Here is a 17,489-nt window from a genome sequence, read left to right on the forward strand (position 1 = left end):
GCAGGAGGTGACGAGAAACCAGGTGCGCAGACCCCCTATTCTTGGAGGGACCCGACCGGGTCAAACCGGAACGCCCAGAGAGGCTGGACAGTGGCGCTCGTCGTCCAGAAGTACGGCGGATCCTCGGTGGCCGACGCCGATCGGATTCGGCGCGTCGCTGAGCGCATCGTCGAAACCAAGAAGGCCGGCAACGACGTCGTCGTGGTGGTCTCCGCGATGGGTGACACCACCGACGACCTGCTCGACCTGGCCCGCCAGGTCAACCCCGCCCCACCCGCCCGCGAGATGGACATGCTGCTCACCGCTGGTGAGCGGATCTCCAACGCCCTGGTTGCGATGGCCATCTCGTCGCTCGGTGCCGAGGCGCGGTCGTTCACCGGCTCGCAGGCAGGCGTGGTCACCACCGGCACCCACGGCAACGCCAAGATCATCGACGTCACACCCGGCAGGCTGCGCGAGGCTCTTGACGAGGGCCTGATCGTGCTGGTCGCCGGCTTCCAGGGCGTGAGCCAGGACAGCAAGGACGTCACGACGCTGGGTCGCGGCGGATCGGACACCACCGCCGTGGCACTGGCCGCCGCCCTGGGCGCCGACGTGTGCGAGATCTACACCGACGTCGACGGCATCTTCACCGCCGACCCGCGCATCGTGCCCAACGCGCGGCAGCTGGACACCGTCAGCTTCGAGGAGATGCTCGAAATGGCCGCGGCAGGCGCCAAGGTGCTGATGCTGCGCTGCGTGGAATACGCCCGCCGCTACGACGTTCCGATTCACGTCCGGTCGTCGTACTCCGACAAGCCGGGCACGCTCGTAAAAGGATCGATGGAGGACATCCCCATGGAAGACGCCATTCTCACCGGGGTAGCCCATGACCGCGGCGAGGCGAAGGTGACCGTCGTCGGTCTGCCCGACGTTCCCGGTTACGCCGCGCAGGTGTTCCGCGCGGTCGCCGATGCCGATGTCAACATCGACATGGTGCTGCAGAACATCTCCAAGGTTGAGGACGGCAAGACCGACATCACCTTCACCTGTTCACGCGAGAGCGGGCCGGGTGCGGTCGAGAAGCTCACCGCCCTCAAGGACGCCATCGGCTTCACCGCCGTGCTCTACGACGACCACATCGGCAAGGTGTCGTTGGTCGGCGCCGGCATGCGCAGCCACCCCGGCGTCACCGCCACGTTCTGCGAGACGCTGGCCGCGGTCGGCGTCAACATCGATCTGATCTCGACATCGGAGATCCGAATCTCGGTGCTGGTCAAGGACACGGAGTTGGACAAGGCCGTCGCGGCACTGCACGAGGCCTTCGGGCTCGGTGGTGAGGAAGAGGCGGTCGTGTACGCGGGAAGCGGTATCTAGTCATGGGGCGAGCGAAGCGACGGGATTTATAGATGGTTTCGATCGGCGTAGTGGGTGCAACCGGCCAGGTCGGCCAGGTGATGCGAAAGCTGCTGGAGGAACGCGACTTTCCGTCGACCTCGGTGCGGTTCTTCGCTTCGGCGCGCTCGCAGGGCAAGAAGCTGACCTTCCGCGGCCAGGAGATCGAGGTCGAGGACGCCGCGACGGCCGATCCTTCTGGCCTGGACATCGCGTTGTTCTCGGCGGGCGCGACGATGTCGCGGGTACAGGCGCCGCGCTTCGCTGCCGCCGGTGCGGTGGTCGTCGACAACTCGTCGGCGTGGCGCAAGGACCCCGATGTGCCGCTGGTGGTGTCCGAGGTGAACTTCGCGCGTGACGCGGCAACGCGTCCCAAGGGCATCATCGCCAACCCGAACTGCACCACCATGGCGGCGATGCCGGTGCTCAAGCCGCTGCACGACGAGGCCGGCCTGACGCGGTTGATCGTGTCGAGTTACCAGGCGGTGTCCGGTACGGGTCTGGCCGGTGTGGAGGAGTTGGCCACCCAGGCGCGCGCGGTCATCGACGGTGTCGAGGAGTTGGTGCATGACGGTGGCGCGCTGACCTACCCCGCGCCGGTGAACTACGTCGCTCCCATCGCCTTCAACGTGGTGCCGCTGGCCGGCTCGCTGGTCGACGACGGCTCGGGGGAGACCGACGAGGATCAGAAGCTGCGCAACGAGAGCCGCAAGATCCTGGGCATCCCCGACCTGCTGGTGAGCGGAACGTGCGTGCGGGTGCCGGTTTTCACCGGGCACTCGTTGTCGATCAACGCCGAGTTCGCCCGGCCGATTTCGGCTGCGCGGGCGCGGGAGGTGCTGGCCGATGCGGCGGGCGTGAAGCTGGTCGACGTGCCAACACCGCTGGCCGCCGCCGGTGCGGATGACTCACTGGTGGGCCGGATTCGGCAGGATGAGGGCGTGCCCGGCGGCCGCGGATTGGCGCTGTTCGTCTCGGGGGACAACCTCCGCAAGGGCGCTGCGCTCAACACCATTCAGATCGCCGAACTGCTCGCCGCTCAGCTCTGACACCCGCCACGCTGTGCGCCGAAATCGACGTTCTGGCGGGAAAATGCGGGTAGGCCTCGCCATTTCGTCGATCTCGGTGTTGGCCTTGGCGGTCGCCGCGCCGGTCCACGCGGATCCACCGGCCCCGGTGCCGGGCCCCGTGCTGGGGCCGCTGGCGCCTGGGCAGGCGATCCGGATCGGTCCGGCGGCTGGAACAGGAACGCCGACAAGGGATTACGGTATCGGCGCGACCGACCTGTGCGAGTTCATGGAGTTTCCGAGCGGGATACTGCAGGTGTGTGGTGACAGTTTCGCGGGCCAGGGTGTCGGCTTCGGCGGCTGGTACTCGCCGATCGCCCTGCATGTCGACACCGATTCCATCGGGGACCCGGGCGGGGTGCGCTACGACGGGGTGACCGGCGTGTACAAACCACTGCTGGCTGACCCCACGCCGCCGGGTTCGTCGCAACTGCCCGCGGGCGTCGTCCAGATCAACCGCGAGAACTACATGCTCGTCACGACCACCAAGAGCCTGGTGCCCGCGACGTCGCGACTGGTGAAGGCCAATGCAGCGCAGGGGAATTGGCCGACGGTGCCGAAGTCGGAGCGTCCCGCGGAATACGCAGGGGGCAGGCAGTCCCAGATCAGCGGGTACTACGACCCCATCCCCACACCCGACTCGCCCAGCGGGTGGGTCTTCATCGTGGCCAACGACTTCGACCGCAGCGGACCGGTCGAGCTGTACCGCGTGACACCGCAGCACTTCACCGATAGGAGCACCTGGCAGGCCTGGTCGGGGCTACCCGGGCCTGACGGCGGTTGGGGTAAGGCTCCGACACCGTTGTGGAATGACGCCGTCGGCGAGATGAGCGTGCGCCAGATCGATGGCAAGGCGGTCCTGTCGTACTTCAACGCGACCACCGGAAACATGGAGGTGCGGGTGGCCGCCCACCCGACGGGACTGGGCACCGCGCCGGTGACCACGGTGGTCTTCGCCGCGGACTGGCCCGACCGACCCGATGATCTGCCCCCGCCACACGACAACCGGCTCGCCCAGCCCTACGGCGGGTACATCTCGCCGGGCTCCACCATCGATGAGGTGCGGGTGTTCGTCAGTCAGTGGAACACCCTGCCCCGGGGTGACAACGCGCCATATCGCGTCATCCAGTTCGCGGTGAATCCGCTCAAGCCCTAGGTGCAGCGACTCGGCCCGCCACCGAGGTGACGGGCCGAGTCGGCTGAAGGCCTACTTCTTGAAGGCGTCCTTGACCTTCTCGCCCGCATCCTTGAGATTGGCCTTGACCTGGTCGGCCTTGCCCTCGTTCTCGGTGCTCTTGTCGTTGGAGGCCTTGCCGGCCGCTTCCTTGGCCTGGCCGCCGAGGTCCTCGACCTTGTTCTTGGCCTTGTCCACAAAGCTCATACTGACTCCTATTGGCTATCCGTCCGGTCCGTTGACCGGACACTTGGGCGGAGTACCACGGCACGGCCACGCCAAACCCCTTGCGGGTCAACTCACAGTCGGACTCTCACAGCGGATTCATAGCCTGTTCTTCACCAACGCATTGCGAGCGGGGTCACGATCGAGGAATGAGCGAAACCCCACCCCCTGCGCCGTCGACCCCGCCGTCCTCCGAACCCGCGACCGGGCCGATCACGCCCCAGGAGGCCCCGCCGCCGCAGTTCGCGCCCGCACCGGCCAGTGTCGGCCCGTACCCGCCCGAACCCCGCAGGTCGAGCCGGCTCAACCAGGTCGCCGCGTGGGTGGGCATCGTCGCGGGCGTCGTCTTCATCGTCACCGTCATCTTCGGTACCGGTTTCGTGCTCGGCGCGCACTCCGGTGGTGGACATCACCGCGGTGGTGGCGACCGCGACGGCTCGATGGAGCACCGGCAGGGTCCGCCCCCGATGTTCCAGATGGGTCCGATGGGTCCGATGGTGCGTCCCGGGCCGGGCTTCGTCTTCCCGGGTGGTCCCGGCGGCACCATGGGCCCGGGTGGCCCCTTCGGTGACGGATCCGGTCAGTCGAGCCAGGGGCCGTCCTCGATGAACCCCACGCCGCCGCGCTAGGCGCGACTGCGCCGCATCGCGGCGCGACTCGAATCCTGACGCGCCCACTGGGATATCCGCGCCCAAACGCGGGTACCCCAGTGGGCGCGGCCCAGCCCAACGGCCGCGGCAGAGGAGATGAGTGATGACCGAGAAGATCGCGACGACGGATGGTGGCGCCGCCGTACCCAGCGTCGAGCATTCGCTATCGGTCGGCCCGGACGGACCGATCCTGCTCCAGGACCACTACCTGATCGAGCAGATGGCCAACTTCAACCGGGAACGCATTCCGGAGCGTCAGCCTCACGCCAAGGGCGGCGGCGCGTTCGGCACGTTCGAGGTGACCAACGACGTCAGTCAGTACACCAAGGCCGCAGTGTTCCAACCCGGCACCAAGACCGAGATGGTCGCTCGGTTCTCCACCGTCGCCGGCGAGCGTGGCAGCCCAGACACGTGGCGCGATCCGCGCGGGTTCGCGCTGAAGTTCTACACGTCCGAGGGCAACTTCGACATGGTCGGCAACAACACGCCGGTGTTCTTCGTGCGTGACCCGATGAAGTTCCAGAACTTCATCCGATCGCAGAAACGCATGGCCGCCAACAACCTTCGCGATCACAACATGCAGTGGGACTTCTGGACGCTGTCGCCGGAGTCGGCGCACCAGGTCACCTATCTGATGGGTGATCGCGGCATCCCGAAGAGCTGGCGGCATATGAACGGCTACTCCAGCCACACCTACAGCTGGGTCAACGCCGGCGGTGAGATGTTCTGGGTGAAATACCACTTCAAGACCGACCAGGGCATCGACTTCCTCACCCAGGAGGACGCCGACCGTATCGCCGGCGAGGACGGTGACTACCACCAGCGCGATCTGTACGACTCGATCGAGGCGGGAAACCACCCCACGTGGACGCTGAAGATGCAGATCATGCCGTTCGAGGACGCCAAGACCTACCGGTTCAACCCGTTCGACCTGACGAAGATCTGGCCGCACGCCGACTACCCGCTAGTCGATGTCGGCACGATGAAGCTGGACCGCAACGTCGTCGACTATCACGCGCAGATCGAGCAGGCCGCCTTCGAGCCCAACAACATCGTGCCGGGCACCGGACTGAGCCCGGACAAGATGCTCCTGGCCCGTGGGTTCTCCTACTCCGACGCCCACCGCGCCCGACTCGGCGTCAACTACAAGCAGATTCCGGTCAACGAGCCCAAGGTTGAGGTGAACGCCTACTCCAAGGACGGGGCGATGCGGATTCGCAATGCCACCGACCCGGTCTACGCGCCGAATTCGATGGGCGGCCCCGTGGCGGAGGACCCGAAGCGCGTCGCCGAGGCGCACTGGGTGTCCGACGGGGACATGGTCCGATCGGCGTACACGCTGCGGGCCGAGGACGACGACTGGGGGCAGCCGGGCACGCTGGTCCGCGACGTCCTCGATGACGCCGCGCGCGATCGGTTGGCCAGCAACATCATCGGCCACGTGCTCGACGGCGTGAAGGAACCGGTGCTCTCGCGGGTCTTCGAGTATTGGCGAAACGTGGATGCTGACCTGGGGAAGAAGGTCGAAGAGGGAGTGCGCGCCGGTAAGGGCTAGCCCCGGTGCCCCGACCCGCCCGCCGAGACTGCGGGGAGATCGCGTTGTGCGTGAAATGTGCGATCTCACCGCAGTTTCGATGAGGACGGCGTGCGTTGTGACACGCCAACGAATGTCAATGCTGTAATTCTGATGTGGTCTGTGGGACCATTGAGAACTTTGATGTTCCTGTGGCGTGCGGCGCTCATTCGTGAGAGCGTCGCTAACCATGACGCGCATAGGGCACCGCCGATGGCTGCTGCTGGTGGCGGTGGTGGCGGGCCTGATGGCGACGGTCGTCGGCTGCGGGTTGCGACCCGAACCGCTGGAACGCGCCGCCGTCAGCATGTTCGAGGTCGGTGACTGCGTCCAGCTTCCGGTCGGCACCCCCGATGCGCCCGGCGACCTGCGCGCCGACGAGGTGTCGTGCAGCGTCGACGCCAGCTACACCGTTGGCGCGACCGCCGATGCCTCCGGTGCATGCCCGAGCAACGAATACCAGCGTCTGTCAGGCGATCTCGTCGATCCCACGACATCGCGTCTGTGCCTGGTGCCCAACCTGGTCGCCAACCACTGCTATGTGCTCGACATGCCGATAGGCGTCATGCAGCGTGCCGACTGCGCCGACCGTGGCCAGGAGGGCCTGCTCGTCCAGGTCACCCAGCGGCTCGACGTGCGCGATCAGGCGGCGTGCCCGTCGGACGCCGGCCAGTACGCCTGGCCCTACCCGTCGCCGGCCCGGACGTACTGCACGCTGACGATCTTCTGACGCGCCTCGGGGACCGGGTGGAACTGGCATCATCGAAGCCATGAGCATCGAAGTCGTCTACACCGCAGAGTCCACCGCGTCGGGCGGAGGCCGTGACGGCCACGTCAAGTCCACCGACGGGAAGATCGATCTCGACACCCGCCCGCCCAAGGAGATGGGCGGCAGCGGCGAGGGCGTGAATCCCGAACTGCTGTTCTCGGCGGGCTACGCCGCGTGCTTCCTCGGCGCACTGCGCCTGGTCGCGCGCACCGAGAAGATCGCCATCGACGACGCCAGCGGTATCACCGCGCAGATCGGGTTCGGCAAGGACTCCGAGGGCGGGTTCGGCCTCACCGCCCATCTCATCGGCTACCTGCCAGGCCTCGAGCAGAGCGCCGCCGACGATCTCATGCAGAAGGCGCACGGTGTGTGCCCGTACTCCAAGGCCACCCGCGGCAACATCGACGTCAAGCTGTCGGCGAAGGTCTGAGCATGCGTCGTGCCGCCATCGCCGCGATGACGGGCCTGTTCGCCGCCGCCGCGTTGGCGGCACCGGCGAGCGCACGACCATCGGACCCCGGGGTGGTGTCGTACGCCGTGCTCGGCAAGGGCTCGGTCGGCAATATCGTCGGTGCGCCAATGGGCTGGGAGTCGACGTTCACCGCGCCGTTCCAGGGGTTCTGGGTTGACACCCCGGTGTGCAACAACTGGGCCGATATCGGGCTGCCCGATGTGTACGCCGACCCCGACCTGGCGTCGTTCAGCGGTGCGGTCGCTCAGCGCGCCGCCAACGATGACACGCACATGGTCAAACAGGCCGTCGGGGTGTTCGCCACGAATGACGCCGCCACCCGGGCGTTCGGCCGGGTCAACGACAGAACCGTGGGGTGTTCGGGCCAGACCACCACGATGCACATGGACGATTTCGTCAACGAGGTCTGGACCTTCACCGGAGGTCCTCCCGACGGCAACGACGCCGTGTGGATGAAGCAGGAAGCGGGTACAGACCGTCGGTGCTTCACTCAGACCCGGCTGCGCGAGAACGTTCTGCTGCAAGCGAAAGTCTGTCAACCTGGCAATGGTGGGCCGGCGGTGAACGTACTGGCCGGAGCGATGCAGAACAGCCTCGGGCAGTAGCCGCCACGCAGCCGCGGGACCGATTTTTTGGGGGTTCACGGGAATATCGCGCGACATTGTCAGTGTCCTCTCCCAAGATGGAGTGCGTGGATGCTGCGGGCGGGCGGGTTTCCGCGGTCGGGAGGGGGACGGTTGACATGACCACCACCGACACGGGCCGGGGTCTGCCGCGCACCAAGCACGCTGACCGGGAACTCTCCAGTGCCGCCAGCGCCGCCCTGCACATCGGCGGCGCATGCCTGCGTGACGGCCCCGTCGGACAGGTCGGCCTCGAGGTCGAGGCCCACTGTTTCGACCTGACCGATCCGATGCGGCGCCCTGAGTGGTCGGAACTGAGCGATGCCATCGCGTCGGTTCCCAAACTCCCCGGTGGCAGCGCCATCACCGTCGAACCGGGTGGCGCGGTCGAACTGTCCGGACCGCCGCTGGACGGGCCGCTCGCCGCGATCACCGCGATGCGCGCCGACCGCACCGTGCTGGCCGAGGCCTTCGCCCGCCGGGGCCTTGGCCTGGTTCTGCTGGGCGCCGATCCGCTGCGGCCCGCGGCCAGGGTCAACCCCGGGGACCGCTACCGCGCCATGGAGCAGTTCTTCGACGCCAGCGGCACCGGTGCCGCTGGCGCCGCCATGATGACGTCGACGGCCTCGGTGCAGGTGAACGTCGACGCCGGGCCGCGCGACGGCTGGGTGGATCGGGTGCGTCTCGCGCACGCGTTGGGCCCGACGATGATCGCCATCTCCGCGAACTCGCCACTGCTGGGCGCCGAGTTCACCGGCTGGCGCAGCGCGCGGCAGCGGGTGTGGAGCCAACTCGACGATGCGCGGTGCGGTCCCGTCCTCGGCACCACCGACGACGACCCCGTCAATGACTGGGTCCACTACGCACTCAAGGCCCCGGTGATGCTGGTGCACACACCCGAGGCGATCCCGGTCACCGAGTGGGTCCCCTTCGCCGACTGGGCCGACGGCACGACGAGGCTCGGTGACCGCCAACCGACCGAGGCCGATCTCGACTACCACCTCACCACGCTGTTTCCGCCGGTGCGGCCCCGCGGCTTCCTGGAGATCCGTTACCTCGACAGCCTGCCCGACGACATCTGGCCGGCGGTGGTCTTCACCATCGTCACCCTGCTCGACGATCCGGTGGCAGCTGATATCGCCACCGCTGCAACCGAATCGGTGGCCACTGCGTGGGATCGGGCTGCGCAGATCGGGCTGGGCGACCGGCGTCTGCGCCAGGCGGCGGTCACATGTGTGGCTGCCGCCGCCGAGCGTGCGCCCGCGGAGCTTGTTCCCGCGATGGAGAGCCTGCTCGCCGAGGTCGAGCAGGGCCGCAGCCCCGCCGACCGCTTCTGCGACCGCGTCGTCGACCACGGAATCGCCACGGCGGTAGTGCAACTGGCGACGGAGAAGGCATGACCGCCCGCGACGTGCTCGCGCGTGAGCTGACGCTGGCGCGCGAGCGGACCCTGCGGCTCGTGTCCTTCGATGACGCCGAGCTGCACCGTCAGTACGACCCACTGATGAGCCCGCTGGTGTGGGATCTCGCGCATATCGGTCAGCAGGAGGAACTCTGGCTGCTGCGCGCCGGTGATCCCAACCGGCCGGGCATGCTGCCGCGTGCCGTCGAGGGGCTCTACGACGCGTTCGAGCACTCCCGGGCCAGCCGGGTGGACCTGCCGCTGATGCCGCCCACCGACGCGCGCTCCTACTGCGAGACCGTCCGCGCCAAGGCACTCGATGCGCTCGACGCCCTGCCCGGGGACGCATTCGATCCGACGGACTCGATGGCCGACCCGGCGTTCTCGTACGCGCTGGTGATCAGCCACGAGAACCAGCACGACGAGACCATGCTGGCGGCGCTCAACCTGCGGTCCGGACCCCCGATCCTGGACCCGGGCACACCGTTGCCCGCGGGCCGGGCGGGTGTTGCCGGGACGTCGGTGCTGATCCCCGGTGGCCCGTTCCTGCTCGGCGTCGACGGCGGTACCGAACCGTACTCCCTGGACAACGAGCGCCCCGCCCACATCGTGGACGTGCCCGCCTTCCGAATCGGGCGCGTGCCGGTCACCAACGCCGAATGGCGGGAGTTCATCGACGACGGCGGCTACCGCGAGCCGCGCTGGTGGTCGAGTGCTGGCTGGGCGCACCGGCGGGAGGCGAATCTGACGGCGCCGATGTTCTGGAACGACGGCGTGCACAAGGGCACGCGCATCCGGTTCGGCCACGTCGAGGACGTGCCCGGCGACGAGCCCGTACAGCACGTCGGCTACTACGAGGCGGAGGCCTATGCGGCGTGGGCGGGTGCCCGGCTGCCCACCGAGGTGGAATGGGAGAAGGCCGCCGCCTGGGACCCCGTCTCCGGTACGCGTCGCCGATTCCCCTGGGGTGCTTCAGAACCGACCGCGCAACTGGCGAACCTCGGTGGCGACGCGCTTCGCCCCGCACCTGTCGGCGCCTACCCCGCCGGCGCCTCGGCGTACGGCGCGGAGCAGATGCTCGGCGACGTGTGGGAGTGGACATCCTCGACGCTGCGGCCGTGGCCCAACTTCACGCCGATGATCTACGACCGGTACTCGCAACCCTTCTTCGACGGCGCAGGCGGCGGCGAGTATCGGGTGCTGCGCGGCGGCGCGTGGTCGGTCGGGGCGGGCATCGTGCGGCCCAGCTTCCGCAACTGGGATCACCCGATTCGCCGGCAGATATTCTGCGGTGTCCGCTTGGCGTGGGACGCCGCCTGATGTGCCGTCACCTCGGTTGGCTCGGCCATTCCGCGTCCGTGGCGTCGCTGGTTCTCGATCAGCCGTACGGCCTTCTGGTGCAGTCGTATTCGCCACGTCGTCAGAAGAACGGCCTGATGAACGCCGACGGTTGGGGGGTGGGCTTCTTCGATCACGGAACGGCGCGCCGCTGGCGCAGTGCGGCACCGCTGTGGGGTGACACCTCGTTCGCGTCGGTGGCCCCGGCGCTGCGCAGCGAGTGCATCGTCGCCGCGGTTCGCTCGGCGACTGTCGGCATGCCCATCGAGGCGTCGGCGTCGGCCCCGTTCAGCGACGGCGCCTGGCTGCTGTCGCACAACGGCGTCGTCGACCGGTCAGTGCTGCCGGCCTCAGCCACCGCCGAGTCCACCGTCGACAGCGCTCTACTCGCCGCGCTGATCTTCGAGCGCGGTCTCGACTCGCTGGGCGACACCGTGGTCGAGGTCGGTGCCGCCGATCCCAATGCTCGACTGAATATATTGGCCGCCAACGGTTCCCGTATGCTGGCCACCACCTGGGGGGACACCCTGTCGGTGCTGCGGCGCGACGACGGAGTCGTGCTTGCCAGCGAACCCTACGATGACGACCCGGCGTGGCAGGAGATCCCGGACCGGCACCTCGTCGATGTCGTCGGGTCCAACATCGCGCTGAGTCCCTTGAAAGGATCGTTATGACGCTGTCCCTGTCGAACTACCTCGCCGCGGACTCCGCCGCGAACGCGCTGCGACGCGATGTTCGCGACGGGCTCACGAGGACCCCGAAGTCGTTGCCGCCGAAGTGGTTCTACGACTCGGTCGGCAGCGACCTGTTCGACCAGATCACCCGGCTGCCCGAGTACTACCCGACGCGCACAGAGGCGCAGATCCTGCGGGCCCACGCGGCCGACGTGGCGGCGGCCTCCGGTGCGGACACGCTCGTGGAACTCGGCAGCGGCACGTCGGAGAAGACGCGCATCCTGCTCGACGCGATGAGCGAGGCCGGATCCCTGCGCAGGTTCATCCCGTTCGACGTTGACGCCGGTGTGCTCGAGGCGGCCGGCGCGGCGATCGGCGCCGAGTACCCCGGGGTGGAGGTTGATGCGGTGTGCGGTGACTTCGAGGAGCACCTCGAGAAGATCCCGACCGGCGGCCGTCGACTGGTCGTGTTCCTCGGGTCGACCATCGGCAACCTGACTCCAGGCCCGCGCGCGGAGTTCCTCGCTGCGCTGGCACGGACTCTCGCACCCGGTGACGCGCTGCTGCTGGGTACCGACCTGGTCAAGGACACCGAGAGATTGGTCAGGGCCTATGACGACGCGGCCGGCGTCACGGCCAGGTTCAACCTCAACGTGCTGGCGGTGGTCAACCGCGAGTTGGACGCCGACTTCGACCTGGCCGCCTTCGAACATGTCGCCCGGTGGAACGCTGACGACGAGCGAATCGAGATGTGGCTGCGCGCCCGCACCGCGCAGCGCGTACAGGTTGGCGCAGTGGATCTCACGGTCGATTTCGCCGCAGGGGAGGAGATGCTGACCGAGGTGTCCTCCAAGTTCCGGCCCGAGGGTGTGGAGGCCGAGTTGGCGGCGGCCGGGCTGCGTCGTACCCACTGGTGGACCGACCCCGCGGGCGACTTCGGCCTGTCGCTGTCGGCACTGTGATGGCGTCACGGCCGACGTCCACGGAGCCGACCCTCGTGCAGACGTGGCGTGCCGCTAGGCCGCCCGTGGCCGGGGTGCACCTGGACAGCGCGGCGTGCTCACGGCAGAGTCTGGCCGCCATCGAGGCGGCCGCCGCGCACGCCCGGCACGAGGCGGAGGTCGGCGGCTACGTCGCGGCCGAGGCCGCCGCCCCTGTGCTCGACGCGGGTCGCGCCGCTGTCGGCGCGTTGACCGGCTTCGCCCTCACCGACGTCAACTTCACCACGGGCTCGAATCACGCCCTCGACATTCTGCTCGGCGACTGGCGGGGCGAGCGCACGCTGGCCTGCCTGCCCGGCGAGTACGGGCCCAACCTGCTGATCATGGCGCGACACGGTTTCGACGTGCGGGCGCTGCCGGTCGACGGCTCCGGGCGGCTGGACGTTGGCGCGGTAGCGGCCGCGCTGGCCGCGGATCCCCCTGCGCTGGTTCATCTCACCACGCTGGGTAGCCACAAGGGGATCGTGCAGCCCGCAGCCGCCCTCGGCGCGGTCTGCCGTGCCGCAGGTCTACCACTTGTCGTCGACGCCGCGCAGGCCTTCGCGCACGTCGACTGTGCTGACGTCGGGGCCGACGCGATGTACTCCTCGTCGCGCAAGTGGACGGCGGGTCCGCGCGGGCTCGGCTGGTTGGCCGCCCGGCCGGGGCTGCTCTCTGAGGGGGTGTTGGCGCGCATGGCGCACGCCGAGGTGAATGTCGCTGCGCAGGTGGGACTCTCGATCGCGCTGGGTGAACACGTGGAAGCCGGCCCGGCGCATGTGCGTGCCCGACTGGCCGAGGTCGGTGCGACCACCCGGGTGGCACTGTCCGATGTGGCGGGCTGGCAGGTCGTCGAACCGATTGAGGAACCCAGCGCGATCACCACGCTGATCCCACCCGACGGCGTCGATCCGCAGGCCGTGCGGGCGCGGCTGATCGCCGAGCACCGCATCGTCACCACCTACGCCGGTGTGGAGCGCGCGCCGAAAGAGATGACGGGCCCGGCACTGCGGGTGTCGCCACACGTCGACGTCACGACCGACGATCTCGAGGTGTTCGCGGCGGCGCTGACCGCCCTGTCCTAGCGGCGGGCGCGACACCGCGCCCGGGCCTGCCCGATCGGACGGTTCTGGTGATCCGGTCGGTCGGTAACGGCGGCGAACCGTTGTGACCACCACCACAGCGGGTCCACCGTGGTCTCGGTAACCCAACCGAACACGGGAGATCGATCCAATGGCCATTGAGCTGAATCAGATTTGGGAATTCCCGATCAAGGAGTTTCATCCGTTTCCACGCGCTCTGCTCGGCGTCGGCGCCCACGATATTATCGGTGTCGAAGCCAAGAACCTCGGCTTCAAGCGCACCTTGCTGATGACCACCGGCCTGCGCGGGTCGGGCATCATTGAGGAACTCACCGGCAAGATTGAGTACCAGGGCGTCGAGGTCGTCCTCTACGACAAGGTCGAGTCCAACCCCAAGGACTACAACGTCATGGAGGCCGCCGCCCTCTATCAGCAGGAAAAGTGCGACAGCATCATCTCCATCGGCGGTGGTTCCAGTCATGACGCCGCGAAGGGCGCCCGCGTGGTGATCGCCCACGACGGCCGCAACATCAACGAGTTTGAGGGCTTCGCCAAGTCCACCAACAAGCAGAACCCGCCGCACATCGCCGTATCGACCACGGCCGGAACGGGTTCGGAGACATCGTGGGCCTATGTCATCACCGACACCTCCGACATGGATCACCCGCACAAGTGGGTGGGCTTCGACGAGGCGACGATCGTCACGTTGGCGGTCGACGACCCACTGCTCTACTACACCTGCCCGCAGCACTTCACCGCCTACTGCGGGTTCGACGTGCTGGCCCACGGCAGTGAGCCGTACGTGTCCCGGCTGGACTTCGCTCCGTCGCTCGGAAATGCCTTGTACTCGGTCGAACTCGTCGCCAAGCACCTGCGCGAGGCGGTGTTCGAGCCGAAGAACCTCAAGGCCCGCGAGGGCATGATGAACGCGCAGTACATCGCCGGTCAGGCGTTCAACTCCGGCGGTCTGGGCATCGTGCACTCGATCAGCCACGCCGTCAGCGCATTCTTCGACAGTCACCACGGCCTGAACAACGCGATCGCGCTGCCACGGGTCTGGGAGTACAACCTGCCCGCTCGCTTCGAGCGATACGCGCAACTGGCTTCAGCGATGGGCGTCGACACGCGCAACATGACCACCGTGCAGGCGGCCGACGCCGCCGTCGAGGCGGCTATCCGGCTGTCGCAGGACGTCGGCATCCCGGACAACTTCGGCCAGGTGCGTACCGACTCCTACGACAAGAACCGGATGAACACCGGGAAGTACGCCGGTCGTGGCGAGGTCATCAAGGGTGACGACAAGACCGTGCTGGCCATCTCCGAGCACATCCAGGGTGACTGGTGCACGCCGGGCAACCCCCGTGAGGTCACGGTCAACTCGATGATTCCGGTTGTGGGGCATGCGATCAACGAGTCCTACTGAGCCCCGGGGGGGACGCGACCGATCCCTCGTCGGTCGCGCCCCCACCCGGCTATTCGCCGACGCTGAGGACCTCGGTGCGGCGCTGCGCGACCAGGGCTACATCGCCGACGATGATCTGGCGACGGTCGTCCACCTCGCGACCGCGCTGGATCGGCCCCTTCTCCTGGAGGGGCCGGCCGGCGTCGGCAAGACCGAACTGGCCAAGGCGCTCGCCGCGGCGGCGGGGCGGCGCCTGGTCCGGCTGCAGTGCTACGAGGGCCTGGACGACAACCGCGTCCTCTATGAGTGGGACTACGCCAAGCAACTCCTGCACGTGCAGATGTTGCGGGACCGGATCACCGAATCCACCTCGCACCTAACTGATCTCGACGAGGCATCGCGCTTCCTGGCGGCGCGCGACTTCGGGCTGTACACCGAGGACTTCCTCTCCGCGCGCCCGCTGCTGGACGCGGTGCGCTCCGAGGAACCGGTGGTGCTCCTGGTCGACGAGGTGGACCGCACTGAGGAGGCGATGGAGGCACTGCTGCTCGAGGTGCTTGCCGAGCGTCAGGTCACCATCCCCGAGATCGGCACGTTCACCGCGCGGTCCATACCGTGGGTGGTGTTGACGTCAAATGACACCCGCGAGCTGTCGGCGGCGCTGAAGCGGCGCTGCCTGCACTTCCACGTCGGATTCCCGTCGGTGGACCGCGAACGCGAGATCGTGTCGGTGCGTGCACCGCACGTAGAACAGGACGTTGTCACCGATGTCGTCGAGCTGGCCAGTACGCTGCGCGATCTGCCACTGCGCAAGGGTCCCTCGATATCGGAGGTGGTCGACGCCGCCCGCGCCGCAAGCATCCTGCGCCGCAACGGGGTGTCCGACGAGAGGGGGCGCGATGTGCTGATGTCGGCGCTGGTCAAGTTCACGAGTGACCGGGACATCGCGCTCGGGCACTTCGCCTCGGTGCCGTCCCCGGCGGCCGTGTCCGAGCCCGCCCAGGAACGCGCCACAGTCGCGTCCCGGCCTGCCAACACCACGACCTCGGCGTTCCGCGGGCGTGGCGGCGGGCTCCGCCGTGCTTGACCCCAGTGACCTCCTGGACGTGGTCGCGGCCGCGTTCGGCAGGTTGCTGCGGGTCGCGGGTGTCGCGACGTCGCCAGCCGAGATGATCGAGGTCCGCAGGGTTTTCGGGCTTATCGGCACACGCGACCGGGCCGCGTTGCGGGCGGCGCTGCGGGCCACCTGCGCTAAGTACGCCAGGGAGCAGCCGGGTTTCGACCGCGCCTTCGAGGCGATGTTCGGTGACCGGGCCGCCGCGTCCGCAGCCTCCGATATAGGCGCCGCCGGTCGGGCGCACACCGCTGCGGGGCTGCCCGAGGAACTCGATATCGCCGAGGATCAGGAGATCGGTCGTTACGCCGAGTACAACGAGCGGGCTGCCGAGGTCGGTGAGTTCTTCGACGCCCCAGACGCCGTGAAGGGCTTCAACCCGCACAAGGACGACGACGACATCAGCGTGTCGGGAGCGGATAACGAACTCACCGTGTCTGCCCAGACAGATGAGGGTCGCCGCGGCGTCCGCTACACCGTGGAGGTGGACCGGGCCGGCTCCACCGTTGTCGGCGACCTCGCCGACTCGGTGGGGCCGGTGGTGGCCGGGACACTGAGTTTCGACGACCCGGACTCGATCCTGGCGTGGCTGGACGCCTACGACCCGAACCGCACCTACGGCGGTGACGACAGCACCGAGCGGCTCACCGCCGAGCAGTTGGCCCGGCTCACCCGCGCCGTCGAGGAGTTCGTCACCGCGTTGGCGGGCCGCGCGGGGTTGGCCGCGAAGCCCGAGACGGCCGAACGCAGCACTGCATCGGCCCCGGCGGCCGATGTCGATCTCGCCTGTCACGAGGTGCTTCGCCGGATGCGAGGAGCGCCGCGACCGCGACCCAGGGAGTTCGGCCGCGGCCGGCTGGACATGCGCCGCACCACGCGAGCCAGTCAGCGCACCGACGGCGTGCCGTTCCGGCTTGTGATGCGCACGCCACGACCCGACCGCGTCCGGTTGCTCGTCATCGCCGACGTGTCACTGTCCGTGCGACCGGTCACCGCGTTCACCCTGCGGCTGGCCCAGGCCATGCACCGGCGGGCGGATCGCTGTCGGGTGGTGGCCTTCGTCGACCGGGCCGTTGACGTCACCGAGACGCTGCTGCGCAGCGGCGGTGACGACGTCCTGGCGGCAGTGCTGGCCGACGCGAGGCTGGATCTCGAGGCCAGCAGCGACTACGGCCGCATGCTCGAGGACATGCTGACCGGGCACGCCGACGCCCTCGACTCGCGCACCGCGGTACTGGTGGTGGGCGACGGGCGCTCGGGCGGGTTGCCGCCCCACGTCGAACGGCTCAAGACCCTGCGTCGCCGCGTTCACCGCCTGGCGTGGATCACCCCGGAGCCTGATCGGTACTGGTCGCAGGCCACGTGTGCGATGCCGGACTACGCGCAGGTGTGTGACGAGGTGTTCGTCGCCCGCGATGCCGCGCAGCTCGCCGCACGGGCCGGTGAACTCGCTCACGCCCTGTCCTAGGGCGGACTGACCTACCCGATCGGGCAGGTGGGTGACCTGCCCGTCTGCATGTTGTGACGGGCTGTCCGGACCGTATGGTGGAAGTCGGACTGTTAGGTGGAT

17 protein-coding genes are annotated in these 17,489 nt (G+C 68.2%); 16 read left to right on the top strand and 1 reads right to left on the bottom strand.

Features of this window, described 5'->3' with window-relative positions; translation table 11 throughout:
* The first annotated feature begins 90 nt into the window (after positions 1-90).
* From ABIA65_RS05895 to ABIA65_RS05905, 3 genes are read left to right on the top strand one after another with little or no spacing between them, the layout of a single operon-like run.
* Positions 91-1,356, top strand: a complete 1,266-nt coding sequence (locus tag ABIA65_RS05895; RefSeq protein ID WP_241402682.1) for an aspartate kinase — start codon at positions 91-93, stop codon at positions 1,354-1,356.
* A 32-nt stretch (positions 1,357-1,388) separates the two neighbouring features.
* A complete protein-coding gene (locus tag ABIA65_RS05900; RefSeq protein ID WP_241402683.1) occupies positions 1,389-2,423 on the top strand; it encodes an aspartate-semialdehyde dehydrogenase in 1,035 nt (344 codons plus the stop codon).
* Positions 2,424-2,466: 43 nt separating this feature from the next.
* Positions 2,467-3,597 (top strand): DUF4185 domain-containing protein, encoded by a 1,131-nt coding sequence (locus tag ABIA65_RS05905; protein WP_354522929.1) that lies wholly within the window; start codon positions 2,467-2,469, stop codon positions 3,595-3,597.
* Positions 3,598-3,648: 51 nt separating this feature from the next.
* Here ABIA65_RS05905 and ABIA65_RS05910 read toward each other — a convergent pair whose 3' ends face one another.
* The gene (locus tag ABIA65_RS05910) at positions 3,649-3,822 is read right to left on the bottom strand and encodes a CsbD family protein (RefSeq protein WP_241402685.1); all 174 of its coding nucleotides are present in this window, start codon (positions 3,820-3,822) and stop codon (positions 3,649-3,651) included.
* 167 nt (positions 3,823-3,989) lie between these two features.
* On the opposite strand from ABIA65_RS05910, the gene ABIA65_RS05915 reads away from it, so the two are divergent.
* The 13 genes from ABIA65_RS05915 to madC all read left to right on the top strand — a co-directional run bounded on the left by ABIA65_RS05915 (position 3,990) and on the right by madC (position 17,387).
* Positions 3,990-4,469 carry a hypothetical protein gene (locus tag ABIA65_RS05915; protein WP_354522930.1) on the top strand — a complete coding sequence of 160 codons (480 nt, stop codon included), beginning with the start codon at positions 3,990-3,992 and terminating at the stop codon, positions 4,467-4,469.
* Positions 4,470-4,593: 124 nt separating this feature from the next.
* The gene (locus tag ABIA65_RS05920) at positions 4,594-6,045 is read left to right on the top strand and encodes a catalase (RefSeq protein WP_354522931.1); all 1,452 of its coding nucleotides are present in this window, start codon (positions 4,594-4,596) and stop codon (positions 6,043-6,045) included.
* 208 nt (positions 6,046-6,253) lie between these two features.
* The gene (locus ABIA65_RS05925; protein WP_354522932.1) at positions 6,254-6,793 is read left to right on the top strand and encodes a hypothetical protein; all 540 of its coding nucleotides are present in this window, start codon (positions 6,254-6,256) and stop codon (positions 6,791-6,793) included.
* Between the two features lie 40 nt (positions 6,794-6,833).
* Positions 6,834-7,262: an organic hydroperoxide resistance protein gene (locus ABIA65_RS05930; RefSeq protein WP_241402689.1), complete on the top strand. Its 429-nt coding sequence runs from the start codon at positions 6,834-6,836 to the stop codon at positions 7,260-7,262.
* 2 nt (positions 7,263-7,264) lie between these two features.
* Complete coding sequence (locus tag ABIA65_RS05935) at positions 7,265-7,909, top strand: sensor domain-containing protein (RefSeq protein WP_354522933.1); 645 nt, start codon at positions 7,265-7,267, stop codon at positions 7,907-7,909.
* 137 nt (positions 7,910-8,046) lie between these two features.
* Positions 8,047-9,327, top strand: coding sequence for an ergothioneine biosynthesis glutamate--cysteine ligase EgtA (gene egtA / locus ABIA65_RS05940; protein ID WP_354522934.1), 1,281 nt, complete (start codon positions 8,047-8,049; stop codon positions 9,325-9,327).
* Positions 9,324-10,649: an ergothioneine biosynthesis protein EgtB gene (gene egtB / locus ABIA65_RS05945; protein ID WP_241402692.1), complete on the top strand. Its 1,326-nt coding sequence runs from the start codon at positions 9,324-9,326 to the stop codon at positions 10,647-10,649. Before egtA ends, egtB begins: the two co-directional genes overlap by 4 nt.
* Positions 10,649-11,341 carry an ergothioneine biosynthesis protein EgtC gene (egtC, locus tag ABIA65_RS05950; protein ID WP_354523104.1) on the top strand — a complete coding sequence of 231 codons (693 nt, stop codon included), beginning with the start codon at positions 10,649-10,651 and terminating at the stop codon, positions 11,339-11,341. Before egtB ends, egtC begins: the two co-directional genes overlap by 1 nt.
* A complete protein-coding gene (gene egtD, locus ABIA65_RS05955) occupies positions 11,338-12,303 on the top strand; it encodes an L-histidine N(alpha)-methyltransferase (protein WP_354522935.1) in 966 nt (321 codons plus the stop codon). Before egtC ends, egtD begins: the two co-directional genes overlap by 4 nt.
* Complete coding sequence (gene egtE / locus ABIA65_RS05960; protein ID WP_354522936.1) at positions 12,303-13,406, top strand: ergothioneine biosynthesis PLP-dependent enzyme EgtE; 1,104 nt, start codon at positions 12,303-12,305, stop codon at positions 13,404-13,406. The genes egtD and egtE overlap by 1 nt, the downstream gene beginning before the upstream one ends.
* 148 nt (positions 13,407-13,554) lie before the next feature.
* Entirely contained in the window at positions 13,555-14,826 is a 1,272-nt protein-coding gene (gene mdo / locus ABIA65_RS05965; protein ID WP_241402695.1) for an NDMA-dependent methanol dehydrogenase, read from the top strand.
* Entirely contained in the window at positions 14,804-15,892 is a 1,089-nt protein-coding gene (locus ABIA65_RS05970; RefSeq protein WP_241402696.1) for a MadB family AAA-type ATPase, read from the top strand. Before mdo ends, ABIA65_RS05970 begins: the two co-directional genes overlap by 23 nt.
* Entirely contained in the window at positions 15,885-17,387 is a 1,503-nt protein-coding gene (gene madC, locus ABIA65_RS05975) for a MadC family VWA domain-containing protein (RefSeq protein WP_354522937.1), read from the top strand. Before ABIA65_RS05970 ends, madC begins: the two co-directional genes overlap by 8 nt.
* The last annotated feature ends 102 nt before the right edge of the window (positions 17,388-17,489 follow it).

The sequence above is a fragment of the Mycolicibacterium sp. 624 genome (assembly GCF_040548615.1).
Taxonomy (GTDB): domain Bacteria; phylum Actinomycetota; class Actinomycetes; order Mycobacteriales; family Mycobacteriaceae; genus Mycobacterium.

What these genes read in the sequence shown, in the direction of transcription:
- ABIA65_RS05900 (WP_241402683.1), top strand. Translation starts at nt 1,389, where the DNA reads ATGGTTTCGATCGGCGTAGTGGGTGCAACCGGCCAGGTCGGCCAGGTG.
- ABIA65_RS05905 (WP_354522929.1), top strand. Translation starts at nt 2,467, where the DNA reads ATGCGGGTAGGCCTCGCCATTTCGTCGATCTCGGTGTTGGCCTTGGCG.
- ABIA65_RS05910 (WP_241402685.1), bottom strand. Translation starts at nt 3,822, where the DNA reads ATGAGCTTTGTGGACAAGGCCAAGAACAAGGTCGAGGACCTCGGCGGC.
- ABIA65_RS05915 (WP_354522930.1), top strand. Translation starts at nt 3,990, where the DNA reads ATGAGCGAAACCCCACCCCCTGCGCCGTCGACCCCGCCGTCCTCCGAA.
- ABIA65_RS05920 (WP_354522931.1), top strand. Translation starts at nt 4,594, where the DNA reads ATGACCGAGAAGATCGCGACGACGGATGGTGGCGCCGCCGTACCCAGC.
- ABIA65_RS05925 (WP_354522932.1), top strand. Translation starts at nt 6,254, where the DNA reads ATGACGCGCATAGGGCACCGCCGATGGCTGCTGCTGGTGGCGGTGGTG.
- ABIA65_RS05930 (WP_241402689.1), top strand. Translation starts at nt 6,834, where the DNA reads ATGAGCATCGAAGTCGTCTACACCGCAGAGTCCACCGCGTCGGGCGGA.
- ABIA65_RS05935 (WP_354522933.1), top strand. Translation starts at nt 7,265, where the DNA reads ATGCGTCGTGCCGCCATCGCCGCGATGACGGGCCTGTTCGCCGCCGCC.
- egtA (WP_354522934.1), top strand. Translation starts at nt 8,047, where the DNA reads ATGACCACCACCGACACGGGCCGGGGTCTGCCGCGCACCAAGCACGCT.
- egtB (WP_241402692.1), top strand. Translation starts at nt 9,324, where the DNA reads ATGACCGCCCGCGACGTGCTCGCGCGTGAGCTGACGCTGGCGCGCGAG.
- egtC (WP_354523104.1), top strand. Translation starts at nt 10,649, where the DNA reads ATGTGCCGTCACCTCGGTTGGCTCGGCCATTCCGCGTCCGTGGCGTCG.
- egtD (WP_354522935.1), top strand. Translation starts at nt 11,338, where the DNA reads ATGACGCTGTCCCTGTCGAACTACCTCGCCGCGGACTCCGCCGCGAAC.
- egtE (WP_354522936.1), top strand. Translation starts at nt 12,303, where the DNA reads ATGGCGTCACGGCCGACGTCCACGGAGCCGACCCTCGTGCAGACGTGG.
- mdo (WP_241402695.1), top strand. Translation starts at nt 13,555, where the DNA reads ATGGCCATTGAGCTGAATCAGATTTGGGAATTCCCGATCAAGGAGTTT.
- ABIA65_RS05970 (WP_241402696.1), top strand. Translation starts at nt 14,804, where the DNA reads ATGCGATCAACGAGTCCTACTGAGCCCCGGGGGGGACGCGACCGATCC.